Below are 19,760 nucleotides of genomic sequence, written 5' to 3' on the forward strand. Positions count from 1 at the left end.
CTGCAAGCTGGCGGTCAGACCACCAGCTTGCCGGTAGAGGACAGATCAGATGCCGGTCTGGCGTTCGCGAATTTCGGCCAACGTTTTGCAATCAATGCAAAGCGTTGCAGTGGGGCGAGCTTCCAGACGACGGATGCCGATTTCTACGCCGCACTGATCACAGAAGCCATAATCGTCTTTGTCGATACGATCGATGGTCTTGTCGATCTTCTTGATCAGCTTGCGTTCACGATCCCGCGTTCGCAATTCCAGGCTGAACTCTTCTTCCTGGGTTGCACGGTCGCTGGGATCCGCGTAGTTTGCAGCGTCTTCCTGCATGTGGTGCATGGTGCGGTCGACTTCTTCCATCAGTTCCTGCTTCCAATCCAATAGCAGGTCCTTGAAGTGCTGCAGCATGTCTGCACTCATGTAGTCTTCACCCTTTTTAATTTCGTAAGGGGTGAAGCCGGTAAAGGTTTCGCTTGGTGCTTGTGCAGTCTTCTTTGCCATTGAGCCCTGGCCTCTTGTTTGTACTTCTACTCGGGCGCTTTGTTATCCGTACCAGCACCGGTGCCGCACGGTTTTACCCAAACGCCCTGTCGTGGGAATTTGCGGAAAATAGCAGATAAGTCTCAGGGGTGCCAGCTCTGTGACCTCGGCTTATAGTGGAGAGCATATGAAGTTTTCAGAACCATTGATAGAGGGGCGCTTGATTCGGCGCTATAAACGCTTCCTGGCCGACGTGCGCTTGCCGAATGGCGAAGAGGTGGTTGCTCACTGTCCGAACACCGGTTCCATGCGTAATTGTCAGCCGGAAAACGCGCGGGTGTGGTTGAGTGAAAGCGACAATCCCAAGCGTAAGCTGCGGTATACCTGGGAGCTGGTGGAAACCAATCCGGGTGCGATCGCGTGCGTGAATACCGGTCGCCCGAATGCTCAGGCCAAGCATGCGATCGAAGCGGACGTGATCCCGGAGTTGAGCGGCTATCGCCAGTGCCGAAGCGAAGTGCGGTATGGGTCAGAAAAAAGCCGCATTGATCTGTTGCTCAGCGGCCATGACCGTGAACCAGACGCATGGGTCGAGGTGAAAAACGTAACGCTCGCGGAGGGCGCGCACGGCTATTTTCCCGATGCTGTTACCGAGCGCGGGCAAAAACACCTGCGCGAGTTGATGGCGCAAGTGGTCAATGGCGACCGCGCTGTGTTGTTGTTTGTGGTGAATCACACGGCAATTGAAGAAGTGCGGCCGGCGGATCATATTGACCCGCGTTACGGCCAGTTACTGCGGCAAGCTGTTGAAGCGGGGGTCGAGGTCTTGGCTTACCGGGCAGCCTTGATGGGCGTGGATGGAAACCCGAGTGCGCGGCTTGAGTTGATCGATCCGGTTCCGGTTAATTGCGAACCCTGACTTCGATCAGGCCGTCGCGCTCGCGCACGTCCAGTTCTGTTAGAACATCGCCTTGGCACGGCCCGGCAATGCACTCACCGGTGCCGGGTTTGAACAGCGCGCCGTGGGTTGAACATTGAATGAACAGGTTGTCGGCATCCATAAAGCGGCCGGGCATCCAGTTCAGCTCAATGCCCAGATGCGGGCACAAGTTCAGGTAAGCCCGGGGCGTGCTGTGGTCCAGAAACACGAAACCGGTGAGCGGCATGCCTTCCGGTTCAGCGGCTTTTTCTTTCAGGCGAAACTCTATGAACTTGCCCGGCACAAGGTCTTGTGCCGGGCAAGCGGTTTGCCATTGCGGGTGAGCCTTCTGCATCAGTTGCCGGATCGAGGGCTGAGGCCAAGGTGCTGGCGGATCCGGTCGGCCACCGCTTCGGCCACATGCTCCTGATCGGTATGCAGGTGAATGGTGTAGGTCTTTTCATCGGTTGTCAGAGGTTCGAACCACGTTTGCTGGGCATCCAGCATTTCTTCGGTGGCCTCTGAGGCATCGCCTTTGCGTTTGCGCACCCAGTCCCGGCGCAGGTCTTCTGGCGCTTCGGTGTGCAGCAGGGCGAAGGGTACACCCTGGTTCTCGGCGACCTGAGCAAACAATGAACGCTCGCTTTCCTTCAGGCTGGCAGCATCGACAATCACCGACAGCCCCGAAGACAACAGCTGGCCCGCTAATGTAGCGAGATGTTTGTAGGTTTTCTCAGTGGCTTCCGGGCTGTACAGATCCGTCCCTAAACCGGATTTGCTGTCATCCAAGGGCGCGAGCCCATGCAATCGTTTGCGTTCAACGTCGGAGCGCAATCGAACTAGCCCCAATTCCGCCGACATGGCGGCACTGACGCAGGTTTTGCCAGAGGCAGACAGCCCGGTGGTCGCCAGCAGGTAATGGTTCGGGATGGCGCCGTAATCTTCGGTAAGCTGCGCGTAACTACGGTAGTTCTGCATCAAGCCTTCGCGTTCACTGTCACTTAGGCTCGGGTTGCCCAGGGTGAACAGCGCGATCTTGGCCCGTACCATGGCGCGGTAGGCTTTATACAGCGGCAGCAAGGCTAAAGCTTCAAAGTCGCCACGGTATTCCAGATACGTGTTCAGAGCCAAGTTCGCGAGTGCGGATTCCTGGCGGGATTCCAGATCCATCAGCAGGAAGGCGAGATCGTTGATCACATCGATCCAGCGGAAGGGGTCATTGAATTCAATGCAGTCGAACACAGTGACCTGTTCGTTGAACACGGTAATGTTGGCGAGATGGAGGTCGCCGTGACACTCGCGCACCAGACCGTTATTTCGGCGCTCGGCAATCAAATCACGGTTACGTTCGAATGTGGTTCGGGTCCATTCCTCCAGCGCGTCCAGCTGTGTGAGTAAGGCTTTGTCATCCAGCAGCGGACGAATCTGGTCAAAGTTTTCCTGCATGGCTGCATAAACGGCTTCCGGGGTGCCCAGAGGTTTATCATCCGGGACCGGCGGCAGACTGTCGTGGAACAGGGCCGTTTGACGCGCAACGCTGGTGAGCAGCTCTGGCGTCAGGTCGCCACGTTCCTGGCGCTTGTCGAACAGTTCGCTTTGGTCGAACTGGCGCATACGAATGGCGTATTCGAACGGCTCGCCTTCGCCACCGAGGACAGGCTGTTCGGGGCTACCGGTAATGGGAAGAACGTCAAGGTAGAGTTCAGAGGCCAAACGACGGTTCAGGCGAAGCTCTTCTTCACAGAAATGCTTGCGGCGCTCCAGAGTCGAGAAATTAAGAAAGCCGAAATCCATGGGTTTTTTGATTTTGTAGGCGTAGTCGCCGGTTAGAAGAACCTGAGAGATATGAGTTTCGATCACCTGAAAATCGCTAACGGGGTGGTCGTATAACTCTGGGTTCTGCAGTGCTTTAACCAGTGTGTCGGGGGCGCGTTCGCTCACATTTTGCTCCTGGGTTCCCTGAACTCGTTGATTTTGTTTGTCCAATGATAGACGGCAGATTACAGAAATAACACATAACAGGCCTGCCAGTCGCCTCCTTGGCTTCGTTATAATCGCCGTATGAGTAAATCTACGAAATCCCGTAAAAAATCGCCTAAAAGACAGCCAAAGAACCGCCGGTCGGGGCTTTGGCGTTTACTGTTCCGATTCGCCTTGCTGGGCCTGGTGGTGCTCGCCGGCTGGATGGTGTACCTCGACGCAGTGGTAACCTCCCGGTTTGAAGGTCGGCGCTTTGAGGTGCCTTCCCGGGTGTATGCCCGTCCGCTGGAACTGTATGACGGAGCCAGTGTCAGCGCATCCGGGTTGGCCCGAGAGCTTGAATTGGCGGGTTATCGGGCGGGTGATGGTGTGAAACTCGGAACCTATCGTCGCAACGGCGGCCGGTTTGTCATCAGCGCCCGGGGCTTTGTATTTCCGGATGGTGAGGAGCCCCGCCGCCGTATCTCGCTGGTGGTGAGTGGCGACAAGGTCCGGTCGTTCTCGGTGGTCGTAGGGCCTACGTCGCCCATCGTTCGGCTTGAGCCTGCGCAGATTGGCGGTATTTACCCGGCCCACCGTGAGGACCGGGTTTTGGTGCAGCTTGAAGAGGTGCCCGAGTTATTGCCCAGCACCTTGATGGCGGTGGAAGATCGGGAATTTTACAGCCACTTTGGTTTGGCTCCGCTGTCGATCGCCCGGGCTATGTTGGCGAATATCAAAGCGGGCAGGGTCGTGCAGGGCGGCAGTACGTTGACCCAACAGCTGGTAAAAAACTTCTTCCTGACCCGCGAGCAAACCCTGTTGCGGAAAGGCAACGAGGCCTTGATGTCGATCCTGCTCGAACTGCATTACGAGAAAGATGACATTCTGGAAACCTATCTAAACGAGGTCTATCTCGGACAAGCCGGCGTGCGCAGCATTCACGGCTTTGGCCTGGCAAGTCAGTTTTACTTTGGCGAGCGCCTGAAAGATTTGGCACCGCATCAAATGGCATTGTTGGTAGGAATGGTGAAAGGCCCCAGCTACTACAACCCGAGACGCCACCCGAAACGGGCGATCGCGCGTCGTAATCTGGTGTTGGATGAAATGGCAGAAGCCGGGCTGCTGACCGAGCAAGAGGCGAAGACGGCAAAGGCCAAGCCTTTGGGCGTCAGCGGCAAACCTTCGTTTACCGACAACCGTTACCCGGCCTACATCGATCTGGTTCGCCGGCACCTGGCACGGGATTACCAGGAAGAAGATTTGCAAAGTGAAGGCTTGCGCATCTTCACAACACTGGATCCGGCGGTTCAGCACGCATCTGAGGTTGCGGTCAGTAAAACCTTGCCCAAGTTGCCAGGCTCGGAGGCTCTGGAAGCGGCCCTGGTGGTCACCGCGAAAGACACCGGTGAAGTGCTGGCGTTGGTCGGCGGTAAAGATCCGAGTTTTGCCGGCTTCAACCGGGCCGTGGATGCCAAGCGACCGATGGGGTCCCTGATCAAGCCGTTTGTGTATCTGGCTGCGCTTGAGCAGGCTGAACGGTATACGTTGATCACTCCGGTTAAAGACCAGGCGTTCACGCTGGAATTCGATGACGGCAAACTGTGGCAGCCGAAAAACTTCGACAAGCAGGAGCGGGGCGAAGTGCCTTTGCACCGGGCACTGTCGAAATCCTATAACCTGCCGGCGGTTCGAGTGGGCCTGGATGTGGGAATTCCTCAGGTGCAGGAAAAGCTCAGAGCATTCGGCATCACCAGCCCGATATCGGATTACCCGTCCATGTTGCTGGGTTCCGTGAATCTGGCGCCGGTGGATGTGGCGCAGTTGTACCAAGGGTTGGCCACCTCCGGTTTCAATACGCCCTTGCGCACCATTCGCGAGGTAACGGATGCCGACAACGAGCCCTTGTCACGCTATAACCTGAAAGTGGACCAAGTGGCCGACCCGGCTGCAGTGCATCTGGTGCAATACGCCATGCAGGAAACCATGCAAGAAGGCACCGGCCGATCGGCTTACTATACCCTGCCGGACCAGTTAACGCTGGCGGGCAAAACCGGCACCACCGACGATGGCCGGGACGCGTGGTTTGCCGGCTTTAGTGGTGATTTGCTGGCGGTGGCCTGGGTAGGTCGGGATGACAACGGCCCAACCGCGCTCACCGGGGCGTCGGGGGCGTTGCCCATTTGGTCCACCATGATGGCGCAGATTCCCCAGCACGGGTTCTCACCGGTCATGCCGGATGGCGTGCAGTATCATTGGGTAGATACTGAAGCTAATGCCTTGACGGGGGAAGGGTGCCAGAATGCGCGCCTGATACCCTTTGTGGCCGGCAGTGAGCCTGATACTCACACCGGTTGTAACGGCGACCTTGGTGGGCAAATACGCAGTTGGTTTGAAGGATTGTTCCGATGAGAAAAGTAACGATAATGCACGCGGCCAGCTTTGCACTGATACTTGGTTTGACCGGGTGTTCGGCGCCAGGCGGAGGCTCGATTTATGTGCCGATGGGCGGTGGTGATCAGTCTAGAGCGCCGGAACCGCCCAGAACGTCTGGGCAGGAAAGGTCTGAGCCCCAAGTGTGGCGTAAGAGTGAGCAGCCCGAAGTTAGCGAGCCTGCCCCCGCGCCTGAGCAACCTACCCGTTCGCCCAGTTACCGCGAGTCCGGTGATGAATTGCCCGCGGCAGCCGTCGCTCTGATTCGCGATGCTGATCAGCGGCTACAGCAAGGTGACTCGGCAGTCGCGATTGCACGCTTGGAAAGAGCCCAGCGGGTAGCGCCACGTTCGGCTGAGGTGTACTTCAAGTTGGCGGAAGCCTATGTTGCCGGGAACAACCTGGGAGCGGCTGAACAGTTTACGTTGAAGGGGTTGTCGCTGGCGGGTAATGATTCCCGCATGCAGCGGTCTGGCTGGTTGCTGCTGGCGGACATTCGCCGGGCGAGAGGAAATGTGGCGGGGGCTTCTCAGGCGGAGGATCGTGCGAGATCTCTGTAGTGTGTAGAGGCCATCCTTGGCCTCTGAATATTTCCCGTAACGGGGTATCAGGATTACTGGGAGATCACGGTTGCCTCGGTGGTCTCGCCTGCTTTCACTTCTACGGTTTGGGTGCCATAGAAGGTGATGTCATCGTCCGTTTCATTATCGTCCAGTTGGCAGCTATAACTGACGGTGTACGTGCCTTCAGTGAGGAAGGCTGCAGTCCACTCATGGAGGCCGTTAGTATCTTCGTCTTTAACTGGAACGAGCATTAACGGGTTAGTGCCTTCACGGTCCACGTTCAGGTCAATTGGGTTAACCCCCGGGCCTTCAAAGACGTAAACCGAACCTTCGTAATTGGCGCTGCAGTTGGCTTCGGCAGACTGGTTTATCGTGGTGTAGTCCACCTCACCGGTTATCTTGCCAACTTCAAGGTTGTTTACCACGCGTAGCACTGGCTTGAGCATGAAGTCGCCCTGCGCGTTGCCTTGGGGGTCAACAATGGATTTCCGCACGTCAAAATCGATTGTGAAATCGGTACTGGCGTCTGCCGCTACTATGAAATTGCCTTTTAGTTTCAGTCCGCTCTGCTCACCAGAAGGTACCCCAAGGGTATACTGTTTCGTTCCTTCAGATGTTTTGGTCACCCATGAATTGTCGGTATCGACAATCAGGCGAATTTCTTTGTATTCACCAGCAGGCACTTCTTCGTCTGTGAACAGAGGCTCGGTTACGCCCCCCTGCAGGGTTAACAGGTCGACCGTGCCGGTTTCTTCAAGGCTGTATTCCAACCACTCTCCATCGGCGTGCTTAAGACGGATGGAGTTAAACGCTATGTGAACGCTGCTTAGGTCGGTCGCTGGCGCATCGGTCAGGCCCACAGATAACGAACCGGTCTGTCCTGACGAGGAGCTACCACCGCTACCACCACAAGCAGCCAGTGCGCCGGCGAGGGCGGAAATTGCGAATAATTTGGTTGTGGGCTTCATAAAACCTCCTGATAGAAATCTTGCTGGTTCGAATACGAGGCATATCTTCTTCACCGGCAAGGCCAGTGAAGCGTTCTTGTCAATACGTTAGCAAAGGCATCTAAAAAAGGGTAATACAGAATGGTAAGAGAATTGGCCAAATAGGCGGGGTATGAGAACGTGTTTGGCCGGTGAGAGAACGCGGTGACTCAGTGGAACCTGAGTCACCGCGTAGTTTTACTTAAAGAGTGGTCATCACCTTGCGGGCTGCGGCCAAGGTGAATTCTATGTCATCTTCTGATAACGCCGCACACACGAAACTGGCTTCGAAGGCAGATGGGGCCAGGTAGACACCTTCGGCCAACATGCCCTGGAAGAATTTCTTGAAGCGTTCGGCGTCGCATTCCATTACTTGAGCAAAGCTGGTGACCGACGATTCGTTGGTAAAGAAGAAGCCAAACATGGCACCGGCGGATTGCACGGCCAGCGGGATGCCCGCTTCGTCGGCCGCTGCTTTGATGCCGTCACGCACTCTGTTGGTTTTCTCGATCAAGCGATCGTGGAAGCCGGATTCAGAGATGGCGTTCAGAGTGGTCAGGCCCGCGGCCATCGCCAGCGGATTACCACTCAAGGTGCCCGCCTGGTAAACCGGGCCCAGCGGTGAAATGTGCTCCATGATTTCGCGCTTGCCACCAAACGCACCGACTGGCAAACCGCCACCGATAACCTTACCCAGAGCAGTCAGATCCGGGGTCACGCCGAATAAGCCTTGGGCGCCTCCCAAGGAGACCCGGAAACCGGTCATCACTTCATCAAAGATCAGCACAGTGCCGTGCTCGTCGCACACTTCGCGCAGACCTTCGAGGAAGCCCGGTACCGGCGGAATGCAGTTCATGTTGCCGGCTACCGGCTCCACGATGATTGCGGCAATCTGGTCGCCCATTTCTGCGAAGGTTTTGCGCACGCCGTCGATGTCGTTGAAATCGAGGGTGAGAGTGTGTTCGGCCAAGCTGGCGGGAATACCCGGCGAGTTAGGTTCGCCCAGGGTCAGTGCGCCGGAGCCAGCTTTCACCAGCAGCGAGTCCACGTGGCCGTGGTAGCAGCCTTCAAACTTAACAATCTTGTCCCGGCCGGTGTAACCGCGTGCCAGGCGAATGGCGCTCATGGTGGCTTCGGTACCGGAGTTGACCATGCGCACCATGTCGATAGAGGGCACCAGTTCGCACACCTTCTTCGCCATGTCGGTTTCGATGGCGGTCGGAGCGCCGTAGCCTACACCCAGATCGACCTGTGCGTGCAGAGCCTCTTTGATGCGCGGGTCGGAATGGCCCAGAATCATCGGGCCCCAGGAGCCGATGAAGTCGATGTAGCGCTTGTCGTCTTCATCGTATAAATAAGCGCCTTCGGCATGTTTGAAAAACACCGGGGTGCCGCCCACGCCGCGAAATGCCCGAACCGGAGAGTTAACACCACCGGGGATGTACTTTTGTGCCTGTTCGAACAGTTCTTCAGAGTGACTCATGGATTACTCCTGTTAGTTGGAATGTGTCGATAATGGATGATGCAAAGCCACCAGTTGCCTGAACTGTCTGGCTTTGGCTTCAATGTCTGCGGGGCTACCCCCGAACAATCCGCCCACTACCGCAATAAGGTCGGCGCCGGCCCGAATCAGTGGTTCTGCATTCTCGGTCGTGATGCCGCCAATGGCTGTCACAGGAAGCGCCAGACGACGTGCCTCGCTCAGCACGTTAACGTCCGCACGGGGTGCGCCGGGCTTTGTGCCGGATTGATAAAAACGTCCAAAGGCTAAATAGTCTGCACCTCCGGCTTTGGCAATTTCGGCCAGCTCCATATGCTGGTGGCAGGTAATGCCAATAATGGCAGTTTGCCCCAGCAGCTTTCGGGCATCGGCCAAAGCCCAGTCGTCTTGCCCCAAGTGAACGCCTTGCGCACCCACGCGGTGCGCCAGTTCCGGGTCATCGTTGATGAGAAGCGGTACTCCGGCGTTCTGGCAAAGACTGACCAGATCCGTCGCCTGGCTCAGGCGTTCGGTGGTCGTTGAAAGCTTGTCCCGATATTGAACCAACACAGCGCCGCCGGCTAGCGCGGCTTCTACGGACTGCAGCAAACGATCCGGGGGCGTAAGGCGGTTGTCGGTGATGGCGTACAAACCGGGGCGCAGGTGTGGCTTTAACGTTCCCACGGGATACCCCGGTTTGGTACTCGCTGCCCTTGGCCGATGGTCAAGGCACTCAGGAGCGTGCGGCTGACGTAGTTCTGCGCTTGGGATATGGCCGCCCGGGCGGACAGTCCGCTGGCGATACCGGCCGATATGGCGGCGGCCAACGTACACCCGGTGCCGTGGTATTCGTTGGCACCAATCCGCTCTAACTGCCAGTTCATGGGGTCCTGCCCGGTGCTATATAGGGTATTGATAATGTGTGGCCCGGTGCCGTGACCGCCGGTCGCGAGGACCGATTTGCAGCCCGCTGAGAGCAACTTGTCGGCGGCTTGGCTTTCGCTGTCACAATCGCCCAGTTGCAGGAGCTCTACCCCGTTCGGTGTGATCATTTCGGCTCGGGCAAACAGTGAGCCTTTCATCGCCTTGACCAGTTCGTCATCGGCCAGGTCTCCGCCGCCAGCTGCTTTGATCACAGGGTCCACGATCAGCGGTAACTCCGGGTGGCTATCGAGAAACTCCATGAGCACGTTGACCACTGCGGCGTTGCCCATGGCGCCGGTTTTAACCGCGTGTATGGGGATGTCTTTGTCCAGACACTCAAGTTGCTGCCTGATGATTGCAGGATCAATGGCTTCGGCGCCATACACATTTTTGGTGTCTTGTACGGTCAGGCAGGTCAGCACGGGCAACGGGTGCCCGCCCAGCGATGTAATGGCCTGTATGTCTGCCTGAATGCCTGCGCCGCCGGAAGGGTCGAGCCCGGACAGCACCAGAACGTGGGGGCGGGAGTAACTGTTAATAGTGAACCTCCTTAAAAAGGCTTAACAACAGCAAGAATGACAACCGCGAGCAGTATGAAGACCGGCAGTTCGTTGAACCAGCGGTAGAACACGTGGCTGCGGGTATTGTTGTCGTCACGGAATACTTTTACCAAGTGGCCGCAGTAGAAGTGGTACACGATCAACAGGACCACCAGCAACAGTTTGGCGTGCAGCCAACCCTGGCTGAAGTAACCAGACACGTTGTAGCTGAGCAACCACACACCAAATATGACGGTCGCAATCATCGAAGGGGTGGTAATGCCCCGGTACAGCTTGCGTTCCATGATCTTGAAACGCTCCTGCCCCGGTTTGTCTTCGCACGCCGCGTGGTAAACAAAGAGGCGGGGTAAGTAGAAGATGCCGGCAAACCAGCACACCAGTGAAATGATATGAAACGCTTTAACCCATAACATGTGTTAGCTCCGGCGGTATTGGTAGTAACTTTCGATATCGGATGGCAGCACAACGCCATAAATCCGTTGGATCATGGGGGCGACATGGCGCTGCACGTAGAGCGCTTCTGCCTTGGTTTGGTCAAATTCATTAAGCGCTTGCTCCAGCGTGGCCTGATACTGGACAGGCGCAACGTCCCGCCGGTTGGCTGGTATTTGCATCAAATCCAGACTCTCGGGCAGCTCAGAGGCCTCTTCCGCGTTTTGCTCGTTAAACTCTTCAAGGTAGCGCGCCAAGTCAACGGCGGGCAGCAATGACGTGGGGCCGTTGTTGCCATCCACCAACAGCCACTTTGGTTCTGATGAAAGCGCTTTGCGCGCCTCCTCGAGGGTGAGTTGACGTTCGATACGAAGGATATTCCGGTCCATAATGGCGCCAACGGATACTCGCCTTAACGCCTGGGTAACCGGCGAGTTCTGGTAACTTAGCCCTTGGCTCTTCAGCACTGTGATGAACAACGACTTCTTGCCGAACGCTTCGCTGGTGACTAGGCTCGCTGTGGTAATAATCAGCATGCCGGGCAGGATGATGTTGGGGTTATGGGTGAGTTCCAGCAGTGCCATGAGTGCTGCCAGAGGCGCGTGCAACACGGCTCCCATCATGGCACCCATGCCGAGCATGGCGTAAAAGCCGACAGACGACGCCACTTCCGGGGCAAAAGCCGCGCCGATCAGCCCCATAGCGCCGCCCAAGGTTGCGCCGATGAAAAGCGTGGGGCCGATCACCCCGCTTGGCATGCCGAGCCCGATCGAGGTTCCGGTAATCAGCAATTTGGCCACGCCTGCGCCCAACAGCAGCCAGAAGCCGAGCTGGCCGTTTATGGTGTCGCCCACGGTGTCGTAGCCAATGCCCATGGTTTCAGGCACAAAGATCGCAAATGGCACCATCAGCAGGCCGGCCAGGAAAATGCGCAATAAAACTGGGCGGTGGTGGTAGCGCCCGAGGCTATCCACCAATTGAATAAAAGCGGCGGCTGCAATGCCGATCAACACCGCGATGGCGAGTATCCAGGGGATCTCAAGCAGAGAGTTCATGGTCAGCGCCGGGACACTAAACGCGGGCTCTGTGCCATAGACCAGTTGGGTAACGATGGCGGCGCTCACCGCAGATAAAATGATCGGGGTAAAGCCGGCGATGGTGTATTCCATCATGACCACTTCCATGGCGAAGATAACGCCGGAGATCGGGGTGTTGAATGATGCTGAAATAGCCGCTGCGCAGCCACAGGCAACCAACGTTCGGATGCTGTTGTTAGGCAGCCGCATCCATTGTCCGAGAATACTGGAGAAAGCCGCGCCGAGATGTACCGCCGGTCCCTCTCGGCCAGCCGATTGGCCGCTGACAACCGTGGTAACGCCTGCGATAAATTGAACGATGGCACTTTTGAGGGAGATATAGCCCTGATGGTAGTTTAAGCGTTCCATGACATGGGCTATCCCTACTTTGCGGTCATGAATGCTCAGTTTGTGTAAAAACAACCCGAGCGCCACTGCGCCGGCAAGAGGTAAAATGCCTCGGGTAAGAATGTCCAGATCTTCAAAGTTTTCCGAACCGTTGCCTGGGAAAAAGTAGTCCAGAGGCCATTCAATGGCGAAGCGGAACAAAAGGATCACAGCACCGGTTACAATGCCGGAAAGCAAACCAAGGACGGCCAGCTGAGGAAGGGCATCCACACCGGCGAGCCTTCCTCGGAAAACGTGTATCAGGTTTTCCGTAACCTGTTGCCTGATGTTGCGCATGCGGACTGAGTTCCGGTTGTTCGAACAAGTCGTTCAGAAAGATTGGACCCCATTGTAGCTTTGGGTGTGCAGGCTGCAATAAGTCATTGGTTTATCATGTTAGACTAACGCCAAATTCTGACCAGAGTACGTTGGAGAAGAGAGTGATTAAAGTAGGCATCGTTGGTGGTACCGGGTACACAGGTGTAGAGCTGTTGAGGATTCTCGCGGTTCATCCTGAGGTTGAAGTGCAGTGCATCACTTCGCGTTCCGAGGCAGGTATGCCCGTAGCGGATATGTACCCTAACTTGCGAGGTCACTTTGATTTGGCCTTCTCCGAGCCTGATCCCGCGCAGCTGGCGGAGTGTGACCTGGTGTTTTTTGCAACGCCTCACGGTGTAGCGGCTCGAATGGTGCCTGAGTTGATGAAAGCTGGCACCCGGGTGGTCGATCTTTCCGCGGACTTCCGCCTGAAAGATCTGGATGTCTGGGAGAAGTGGTACGGGATGCCCCATGCAAGCCCGGAGTGGGCTGAGAAAGCCGTTTATGGCCTGCCCGAAGTGGCACGTGAAGAAATCCGCAAGGCGCAACTGGTGGCGAATCCCGGGTGTTACCCCACCGCCGTTCAGTTGGGTTTTCTGCCGCTGCTTGAAAACGGCCTGGTGGATCCATCATGGTTGATTGCGGACGCCAAGTCGGGCGCCAGTGGTGCAGGGCGTCAGGCCAATGCGGGCATGCTGCACGGTGAGATTGGTGAAAGCTTCAAAACTTACGGTGCTTCGGGTCACCGCCACCTGCCTGAGATTCGCCAAGGCTTGGGCGAAGCCGCCGGGGCAAATGTGGGGGTAACCTTTGTTCCCCACCTGCTGCCGATGATCCGGGGTATTGAGGCGACGCTCTATGCCGAGCTGAAAGAGACGGCCGATTTTGATCGATTGCAGGCTTTGTTTGAAGAGCGTTATCAGAACGAGCCATTTGTCGATGTCATGCCGTTTGGCAGTCATCCGGAAACCCGCAGTGTGCGGGGCGCAAACCATTGCCGCATGGCACTGCACCGTCAGGAACAAAGCAACGTAGTGATCGTTACTTCTGTGATCGATAATTTGGTGAAAGGAGCGGCCGGGCAAGCCGTGCAGAATATGAATATCATGTTTGGGCTGGATGAGCGGCTGGGACTGAATGCGCCAGCCATGCTGCCCTGAGGCTGATTTGTGAGCGAGACGCCAAAGCCCTCAGAAGAATACGTTGTTATCCGGCACCGGCGCGGCTACCGTCTGCGCCGGACATTGATTTTGCTCGGATTTACGGTTGTAGCGGCCATTTTCGGGTACATGGCCGGGATGGCGCAGGGAGGATTCCGTTTTTCATCGGCGGAAGAAACCACGGGCATGCTGGTTCACGAAATGGATGGCCTGCGCGAGCAGTACCATTCAGCGCGCCAGAGGCTGGTTAACCTGGAGCGAGGCCGTGCTATTGATGAGCAGGCCCTGCGTGATGCGAGGAATGCGATTGTCGAGTTGGAAACGAAGATTTCCGAACTGAATGCCGATTTGACCTTCTACCGCAACATTATGGCGCCGACGGAAGTCAGCAAGGGGTTGCAGGTGGATAGCTTTACGCTATCGCCGGCTCGAGGTGATGGGCGCTATAGCTTTAAAATGGTGCTGACCCAAGTGGGTAATAATAACCGCTATGTGTCCGGGCTGGTGGCGGTAAACGTTATCGGGATGGTCGACGGCGAGCGGCAGGTTATTGCACTGCGAGATTTGTCGGAAGACATTGACGACCTAGGGGTCAAGTTCAAGTTCCGTTATTTTCAGGATATTGAAGGCAGCTTAAACTTACCGGAAGAGTTTGAGCCCTTGGAAATTCAGGTTGTTGCCCAGGCAGGAGGCCGGAAAGCGGCGCAGGCAGAAAGTACATTCGACTGGGAACAATTAACAGGAAACTGAAATGTTTAATAAGAAAAAACAGGTGCGGCATCGTTCTTCTAACCGTTTCGATACCTTGATTTCGGCGCGCACGACCATTGAGGGCGATGTTCGCTTTTCAGGCGGGTTGCACGTCGATGGCAAAATCAAAGGTCGCGTGATTGCCGAAGAAGGCAGTGACGCGGTGATCCGTTTATCCGAGGCAGGGCAAATTACCGGGGATGTGGTTGCGCCGCACATCATTATAAATGGTACCGTTCATGGCGATGTGCACTCGTCCAGTCATCTGGAGCTGGCTGAAAAATCCAGTGTCAATGGAAGTGTCTATTACCAGTTGATCGAAATGGCCATGGGGGCCGCCGTGAACGGCAACCTGATTCGGCAGACAGAGACGACTGGGCTCCTTGCTCACGAACGGGCAGAAACGGCCGAGCCAGAGTTTGAGAGTGAGGGAAAATTCGAATAGTTGACTGTTTTAGTCAGGAATACCATAATCGTGCAAATATCTATTAGTGCCGGAGGCAACCCTTGAGTGTAGTTCAGCAACAAATGGCCACACCGCTGTTTTTCAGTGACAGTGCCGTTGCCAAGGTGCGCGAATTGATCGAAGAAGAGGAAAATCCGGAGCTCAAGCTGCGGGTTTTCGTCACCGGTGGCGGCTGCTCAGGCTTCCAGTACGGTTTTTCTTTTGATGAGAGTCAGGAGGAAGACGATACGGTCATTGAGCGTGACGGCATCAAATTGCTGGTAGATTCCATGAGCTACCAATATTTGGTGGGCGCAACCGTGGTCTATGAAGAGGGGCTGCAAGGTTCGCAGTTTGTGGTCCAGAACCCGAACGCCAGCTCAACGTGTGGCTGTGGTAGTTCCTTCTCTATCTGAAGATCACGCGGGGTAGATTGCCCCGAGCACTCTCTCCCCCGAAGCGCCGGTCACTTCCGGTACGTTGCCCGGCAGGCCTTTCAAGGTCTGCCGCGCAAGCCAGGCGAACGCTACCGGTTCCACCCATTGTGAATCCAGCCCAAGCTCCGCGGTTGTCCCGAGAGCTACGGAACCGAGTCCCATCCGCAATTCGTTCATCAGCACCGTGTTAAACGTTCCGCCGCCACAGGCGTAAATCGCCATGTTTGCCGTTTGCTGTGGTAGTTGTTGCAGAATGGTTGTTACTGTCAATTGCAGCAGGGTGCGTTGAACGTCTTCCGGGGCCAGGTCTGGAAACCGCTGAACGTGGGTGCGAACCCAGTCGAGGTTAAAGCGTTCTTTTCCGGTACTCTTGGGAGCTGGTTTGCTGAAGTAGGCATCCGACAGCATGCTGGCCAAAAGTTCCTGGTGCGTAGTCCCTTCGCTGGCCAGATGCCCGTCCTCATCGTAATGGCGGCCTGTTTGATGCAGGCACCAGGCGTCGAGGAGTGCGTTTGCGGGGCCTGTATCAAATCCGATAATGGGGTTTTGGTGTCCGGCTGGTAACCAGGTGATATTGGCAATGCCGCCCAGATTCAGGATGCAGCGATCCTGCTCTTTCGATTCGAACAGCCATTTGTGAAACGCCGGCACCAGCGGTGCTCCTTGCCCGCCGGCCGCAAGGTCTCGGCTACGAAAATCGGATACCGTTGTCACGCCAGTCGCTTCGGCGATTAGAGCGGCGCAGCCAATTTGCATGGAGAAGGGGGCGGACCCAGAGGGTTGGTGACGGACCGTCTGTCCGTGGCTGCCAATTCCGGAGATCTCGTGGGCGGCAATGCCAGCCTGAGCGATCAGCTCCGACGCAGTTCGCGCGAAGTGTTGCCCAACCAGAGTATCTAATTCGCCGAGTTCGTCAGGGGTGCCGTGATCCCGGGTTACCGAGATAAGCCTCTGACGAAGGTTGTCCGGATAGGTGAGTGAATGAGTGGCGTGAACAGTCAGGCTTTGGGGGCCGAAAGACACCAGCACGGCATCTACTGAGTCCATGCTGGTGCCCGACATAAGGCCAAGCCAATAGCTCATTGTCAGTTGTCCGTAGCAAGAGCAAGCTGGTTTTGGCTCTCAAGAAACACGTTGAGTTGAGCCAGGCTTTGGCTGGTCACCTGCTTGAACCGAGCCATTTCAGATTTCGGAATAGGTTGTGCGTCCGGCAGTTTGACGGTGCGTGAATTCTTCGCAACACCATTCACCCGAAATTCGTAGTGTAGGTGAGGGCCGGTGACCATGCCGGACGAACCTACGTGACCGATGGTCTGTCCTTGTTTGACGCGTGTACCGTTTTTGATACCTTTGCCCAGGCGGCTCATGTGTGCGTAAAGCGTGGTTATATTGTCGCCGTGTTTGAGGACCACCGTTCGGCCGTATCCACCTTTCCAGCCGGCAAACTTAACCCGGCCATTACCCGCGGCTTTGATCGGCGTGCCTGGAGGGGCAGCGTAGTCAGTCCCTTCATGTGGGCGCACGATATCCAATACCGGATGACGGCGCTGTAGGTTAAAGGGTGACGAGAGTCGGGCGTTGATGGGCACGCGTAAGAATGCCTTGCGCATGCTTTTCCCTTCGGGCGTGTAGTAGTCGCTCTCACCGTTGGAGTCGGTATACAGCAGGGCAATGTTCTCTTCGCCGCGATTAGTGAACTTCGCGGAGAGAATGCGGCCGGTACTGAATTCTTCGCCGTCGATGTACAGTTGCTCGTAAACCACTTCAAACTGGTCCCCTTTGCGTACATCGTAAACAAAGTCGATGTCCCAGCCGAAAATCCCGGCCAATTCCATGGTCAGACGGTCGTCCATGCCCGCTTCCCGAGCGGAGAGATAAAGAGAACCATCGATAACGCCTGCGGCAAAGGCCGGACGAATTTCAGGTTCGCGAACTTCGGTTTCGCCGGCGTAGCCGTTTTCGGTCTTTTCGATTTTGAGCGACTCAAGGCGGCTGCGCTGCAGTTCAACGGCAACCAGGTCGCCTTCATCGTCAAGGCCAAAGCGGATGTCTTCACCGGCATATAGGCGTTGGAGTTTGTCGGCCTCGCCGTCACCGTGAATGACTGACAGCATGATGCCGTCGTTGAAGCCTGCTTTCTTAAACAGAGACGACAGGGTATCGCCGGATTTAATACGAAACTCTTTCCACTGAATTTCCGGTGCTTCCGGAGCCGCGATGGCGGCGGGTGGCGCTTTCGTGGCGGCAATAGCCTGTGCAACGGAATTGCCAGGGGTTGAGGTTTCTATGGTCTGTTCTTCGTTGTTTTTGGCTGTTGAAGCGTCAATGACAGGGGCGCCAGACCCGGAAACCGTGCCTTGGTTAAGGTCAACCGGGTAGGACATGCGCTTGGCTTCAACGTCTGAGCTTGGGCTCATAAGTACCGCCGCCGTCACAGCAATTGATGCAGCGGCGGCGAGCGTTAAATGTGATTTGGGGAAGGTTTTAAGCACGGTGCTCACCCATTATGATCGAAATTCCGGGTAGTTGTGTCGGCTAATTAAAGCGCCTGATCAAGTATAGACCACCAGATTACCGCATATAAAAGCATCGGGACAGTGGCGAACATTACGGTTGCTGCCGAGCGCGGGCGTACAAAATGCGCTGCCACTGATATAATGCTGCCCCTGTTATACAGGGGTTGGTCAAAAACTGATCATGCACACTTTACCAAGTAGCGTCTGTAAATCGCAGCATTCTTTTGTAGAGCTGTGTAACTGGCCGCTATTACCGTTTTGCAGTCAAAGCTGGGGAAACTAGGTTCATGGCATCACTAGATGAAGCATTAGCCATCATTAAGCGCGGAATAGATGAGCTGATTCCAGAAGAAGATCTGATCGCAAAGTTAAAAGAAGGTCGTCCTTTAAGGGTGAAGGCGGGCTTTGATCCCACGGCTCCGGATTTGCATTTGGGTCATACTGTTCTTATCAATAAGCTGCGACAGTTTCAGGATCTCGGTCACGAGGTCATCTTTCTGATCGGCGATTTTACCGGAATGATCGGCGACCCTAGTGGAAAGAGTGCAACCCGGCCGCCGCTGAGCGAAGAGCAGGTGATGCAAAATGCCATCACCTATAAAGAGCAGGTGTTCAAGATTCTGGATCCCGCTAAAACTCGCGTAGTGTTCAATTCTGAATGGATGGGCAAGCTGAGTGCTTCGGAAATGATCAAACTTGCCGGGCAGTACACCGTTGCCCGGATGCTTGAGCGCGATGACTTTACCAAGCGTTTCCGTGCCGAGCAGTCCATCGCTATTCATGAGTTCTTGTATCCCTTGATACAGGGTTACGATTCAGTGGCGCTGGAAGCCGATGTTGAGTTGGGTGGCACGGATCAGAAGTTCAACCTGCTGATGGGGCGTGTGCTGCAGAAACATTATGGCCAGAAGCCGCAGGCGGTGATAACGGTTCCGATTCTTGAAGGTCTGGACGGTGTTCAGAAGATGTCCAAGTCGTTGGGCAACTATGTGGGTGTGAGCGACTCGCCAGGAGAAATGTACACCAAGCTGTTGTCCGTGCCCGATGAATTGTTGTGGCGCTATTTTGAATTGCTCAGTTTCCGTCCTATGGCAGAGGTAGAGGAATACCGTGCTGCAGTGCAGGCGGGTGCGAACCCCCAAGACTATAAAAAGGTACTGGCTGAGGAGCTGATTACCCGCTTCCATAATGAGGAGGCAGCAAAGTCCGCTCATAAGTCGGCAGGAAACCGCGTTGCCTTGGGTGAAATTCCGGAAAACGTACCAACAGTAGAGGTGTCTCTGGAAGGCCAGGCTGAAATGCCGATGGCTTCAGTGCTTCGGTTGGCTGGTCTGGTGAAGAATGGTGCGGCGGCTCGTGATGTGCTGGGGCGCGGCGCGGTCTATCTGGATGGCCAGAAGTTTGAAGGTGATCGCATGTTTGTTGAGGGTGATGACTGCGTTATACAGGCAGGTAAGAAGAAGATCGCCCGGGTGGTGGTGACCGCGTAATCTGCTTCCGGACGACCAATTTGAACTTTTTTCAAATTGGTCGTTGACACCCCCAGTGATGTCTGTAGAATGCGCATCTCGCTTGAGGGGCTAGCCACTAAGAACGGCCAGTACCGAAGCGGTAACTGCTTGAAAGTTCTGAAGAAAACGTTTTAAAGATTCTTCAAAAAGCAGTTGACAAGGTGGCGGTTCAGTGTAGAATGCGCCCCACGATTTAGCAGTAACGCCGGTGAGTTTTTCGGCCGTTTTCGAAGGTGAAAACAGCGGTTAAAATTAACGGTTGACAAGGTGGCGAGACGATGTATAATTCGCGGCCTTGATTGAGCAGCAGCTCAAACGCTCTTTAAAAAGTTGACCAAGTAATTCGTGTGGGCGCTGGCCGAGGTATTTCAGATACGAAATATCAGGACAGTGACTCGTCGAAATTGAGTTTTGTCTTGAGCAAGAATTAAGAATC

19 protein-coding genes are annotated in these 19,760 nt (G+C 55.6%); 8 read left to right on the forward strand and 11 right to left on the reverse strand.

The genetic code is table 11. The features are described 5' to 3' along the window. Positions 1–45 precede the first annotated feature (45 nt). The gene (gene dksA / locus Q9245_RS10695; protein ID WP_199005148.1) at positions 46–489 is read right to left on the reverse strand and encodes an RNA polymerase-binding protein DksA; all 444 of its coding nucleotides are present in this window, start codon (positions 487–489) and stop codon (positions 46–48) included. 166 nt (positions 490–655) lie between these two features. Here dksA and sfsA point away from each other — a divergent pair, with 166 nt between their 5' ends. Then, on the forward strand, positions 656–1,387 hold the full coding sequence (gene sfsA, locus Q9245_RS10700) for a DNA/RNA nuclease SfsA (protein ID WP_305897120.1): 732 nt from the start codon (positions 656–658) through the stop codon (positions 1,385–1,387). Here the strand turns inward: sfsA and Q9245_RS10705 are convergent. Together Q9245_RS10705 and Q9245_RS10710 are read right to left on the reverse strand one after the other, a co-directional pair. Further along, a complete protein-coding gene (locus tag Q9245_RS10705; RefSeq protein ID WP_305897121.1) occupies positions 1,371–1,742 on the reverse strand; it encodes a Rieske 2Fe-2S domain-containing protein in 372 nt (123 codons plus the stop codon). The genes sfsA and Q9245_RS10705 overlap by 17 nt on opposite strands. Then, positions 1,742–3,328 (reverse strand): bifunctional aminoglycoside phosphotransferase/ATP-binding protein, encoded by a 1,587-nt coding sequence (locus Q9245_RS10710; protein ID WP_305897122.1) that lies wholly within the window; start codon positions 3,326–3,328, stop codon positions 1,742–1,744. The genes Q9245_RS10705 and Q9245_RS10710 overlap by 1 nt, the downstream gene beginning before the upstream one ends. 120 nt (positions 3,329–3,448) lie before the next feature. Between Q9245_RS10710 and mrcB the strand changes: the two genes are divergently transcribed. Together mrcB and Q9245_RS10720 are read left to right on the forward strand one after the other, a co-directional pair. After that, on the forward strand, positions 3,449–5,758 hold the full coding sequence (gene mrcB, locus Q9245_RS10715) for a penicillin-binding protein 1B (protein ID WP_305897123.1): 2,310 nt from the start codon (positions 3,449–3,451) through the stop codon (positions 5,756–5,758). Next, on the forward strand, positions 5,755–6,339 hold the full coding sequence (locus Q9245_RS10720) for a tetratricopeptide repeat protein (RefSeq protein ID WP_305897124.1): 585 nt from the start codon (positions 5,755–5,757) through the stop codon (positions 6,337–6,339). The genes mrcB and Q9245_RS10720 overlap by 4 nt, the downstream gene beginning before the upstream one ends. Before the next feature lie 53 nt (positions 6,340–6,392). Here the strand turns inward: Q9245_RS10720 and Q9245_RS10725 are convergent, their stop codons facing one another. The 6 genes from Q9245_RS10725 to Q9245_RS10750 form a co-directional block, all read right to left on the reverse strand. Then, entirely contained in the window at positions 6,393–7,310 is a 918-nt protein-coding gene (locus Q9245_RS10725; RefSeq protein WP_305897125.1) for a DUF4382 domain-containing protein, read from the reverse strand. A 220-nt stretch (positions 7,311–7,530) separates the two neighbouring features. Next, the gene (gene hemL / locus Q9245_RS10730) at positions 7,531–8,811 is read right to left on the reverse strand and encodes a glutamate-1-semialdehyde 2,1-aminomutase (RefSeq protein WP_305897126.1); all 1,281 of its coding nucleotides are present in this window, start codon (positions 8,809–8,811) and stop codon (positions 7,531–7,533) included. Positions 8,812–8,823: 12 nt separating this feature from the next. Continuing rightward, positions 8,824–9,492 carry a thiamine phosphate synthase gene (thiE, locus tag Q9245_RS10735; RefSeq protein WP_305897127.1) on the reverse strand — a complete coding sequence of 223 codons (669 nt, stop codon included), beginning with the start codon at positions 9,490–9,492 and terminating at the stop codon, positions 8,824–8,826. Further along, the gene (locus Q9245_RS10740; RefSeq protein WP_305897128.1) at positions 9,480–10,241 is read right to left on the reverse strand and encodes a hydroxymethylpyrimidine/phosphomethylpyrimidine kinase; all 762 of its coding nucleotides are present in this window, start codon (positions 10,239–10,241) and stop codon (positions 9,480–9,482) included. The genes thiE and Q9245_RS10740 overlap by 13 nt, the downstream gene beginning before the upstream one ends. Before the next feature lie 41 nt (positions 10,242–10,282). Beyond that, entirely contained in the window at positions 10,283–10,705 is a 423-nt protein-coding gene (gene hemJ / locus Q9245_RS10745; RefSeq protein ID WP_305897129.1) for a protoporphyrinogen oxidase HemJ, read from the reverse strand. A 3-nt stretch (positions 10,706–10,708) separates the two neighbouring features. Further along, the gene (locus tag Q9245_RS10750) at positions 10,709–12,484 is read right to left on the reverse strand and encodes a chloride channel protein (RefSeq protein ID WP_305897130.1); all 1,776 of its coding nucleotides are present in this window, start codon (positions 12,482–12,484) and stop codon (positions 10,709–10,711) included. Between the two features lie 143 nt (positions 12,485–12,627). Between Q9245_RS10750 and argC the strand changes: the two genes are divergently transcribed. The 4 genes from argC (at position 12,628) to erpA (ending at position 15,276) form a co-directional block, all read left to right on the forward strand. Next, positions 12,628–13,665: an N-acetyl-gamma-glutamyl-phosphate reductase gene (gene argC / locus Q9245_RS10755; protein ID WP_305897131.1), complete on the forward strand. Its 1,038-nt coding sequence runs from the start codon at positions 12,628–12,630 to the stop codon at positions 13,663–13,665. Between the two features lie 9 nt (positions 13,666–13,674). Continuing rightward, the gene (locus tag Q9245_RS10760; RefSeq protein WP_305897132.1) at positions 13,675–14,415 is read left to right on the forward strand and encodes a DUF6776 family protein; all 741 of its coding nucleotides are present in this window, start codon (positions 13,675–13,677) and stop codon (positions 14,413–14,415) included. Position 14,416: 1 nt separating this feature from the next. Continuing rightward, a complete protein-coding gene (locus tag Q9245_RS10765) occupies positions 14,417–14,860 on the forward strand; it encodes a polymer-forming cytoskeletal protein (RefSeq protein ID WP_305897133.1) in 444 nt (147 codons plus the stop codon). 83 nt (positions 14,861–14,943) lie between these two features. Then, entirely contained in the window at positions 14,944–15,276 is a 333-nt protein-coding gene (gene erpA, locus Q9245_RS10770; RefSeq protein ID WP_305897204.1) for an iron-sulfur cluster insertion protein ErpA, read from the forward strand. A 3-nt stretch (positions 15,277–15,279) separates the two neighbouring features. Here the strand turns inward: erpA and Q9245_RS10775 are convergent, their stop codons facing one another. Further along, on the reverse strand, positions 15,280–16,380 hold the full coding sequence (locus Q9245_RS10775; RefSeq protein WP_305897134.1) for an anhydro-N-acetylmuramic acid kinase: 1,101 nt from the start codon (positions 16,378–16,380) through the stop codon (positions 15,280–15,282). Between the two features lie 2 nt (positions 16,381–16,382). Then, a complete protein-coding gene (locus tag Q9245_RS10780) occupies positions 16,383–17,789 on the reverse strand; it encodes a peptidoglycan DD-metalloendopeptidase family protein (protein WP_305897135.1) in 1,407 nt (468 codons plus the stop codon). A gap of 311 nt (positions 17,790–18,100) precedes the next feature. On the opposite strand from Q9245_RS10780, the gene tyrS reads away from it, so the two are divergent. After that, positions 18,101–19,303: a tyrosine--tRNA ligase gene (gene tyrS, locus Q9245_RS10785; RefSeq protein ID WP_305897136.1), complete on the forward strand. Its 1,203-nt coding sequence runs from the start codon at positions 18,101–18,103 to the stop codon at positions 19,301–19,303. Positions 19,304–19,760: the final 457 nt, after the last annotated feature.

Source organism: Marinobacter sp. MDS2 (genome assembly GCF_030718085.1).
Lineage (GTDB): Bacteria > Pseudomonadota > Gammaproteobacteria > Pseudomonadales > Oleiphilaceae > Marinobacter.

Coding starts and splice junctions, on each gene's coding strand:
- Q9245_RS10775 (WP_305897134.1), bottom strand. CDS start 16,380: ATGAGCTATTGGCTTGGCCTTATGTCGGGCACCAGCATGGACTCAGTA.
- Q9245_RS10725 (WP_305897125.1), bottom strand. CDS start 7,310: ATGAAGCCCACAACCAAATTATTCGCAATTTCCGCCCTCGCCGGCGCA.
- Q9245_RS10750 (WP_305897130.1), bottom strand. CDS start 12,484: ATGCGCAACATCAGGCAACAGGTTACGGAAAACCTGATACACGTTTTC.
- sfsA (WP_305897120.1), top strand. CDS start 656: ATGAAGTTTTCAGAACCATTGATAGAGGGGCGCTTGATTCGGCGCTAT.
- dksA (WP_199005148.1), bottom strand. CDS start 489: ATGGCAAAGAAGACTGCACAAGCACCAAGCGAAACCTTTACCGGCTTC.
- hemL (WP_305897126.1), bottom strand. CDS start 8,811: ATGAGTCACTCTGAAGAACTGTTCGAACAGGCACAAAAGTACATCCCC.
- hemJ (WP_305897129.1), bottom strand. CDS start 10,705: ATGTTATGGGTTAAAGCGTTTCATATCATTTCACTGGTGTGCTGGTTT.
- mrcB (WP_305897123.1), top strand. CDS start 3,449: ATGAGTAAATCTACGAAATCCCGTAAAAAATCGCCTAAAAGACAGCCA.
- Q9245_RS10705 (WP_305897121.1), bottom strand. CDS start 1,742: ATGCAGAAGGCTCACCCGCAATGGCAAACCGCTTGCCCGGCACAAGAC.
- Q9245_RS10765 (WP_305897133.1), top strand. CDS start 14,417: ATGTTTAATAAGAAAAAACAGGTGCGGCATCGTTCTTCTAACCGTTTC.
- erpA (WP_305897204.1), top strand. CDS start 14,944: ATGGCCACACCGCTGTTTTTCAGTGACAGTGCCGTTGCCAAGGTGCGC.
- tyrS (WP_305897136.1), top strand. CDS start 18,101: ATGGCATCACTAGATGAAGCATTAGCCATCATTAAGCGCGGAATAGAT.
- Q9245_RS10720 (WP_305897124.1), top strand. CDS start 5,755: ATGAGAAAAGTAACGATAATGCACGCGGCCAGCTTTGCACTGATACTT.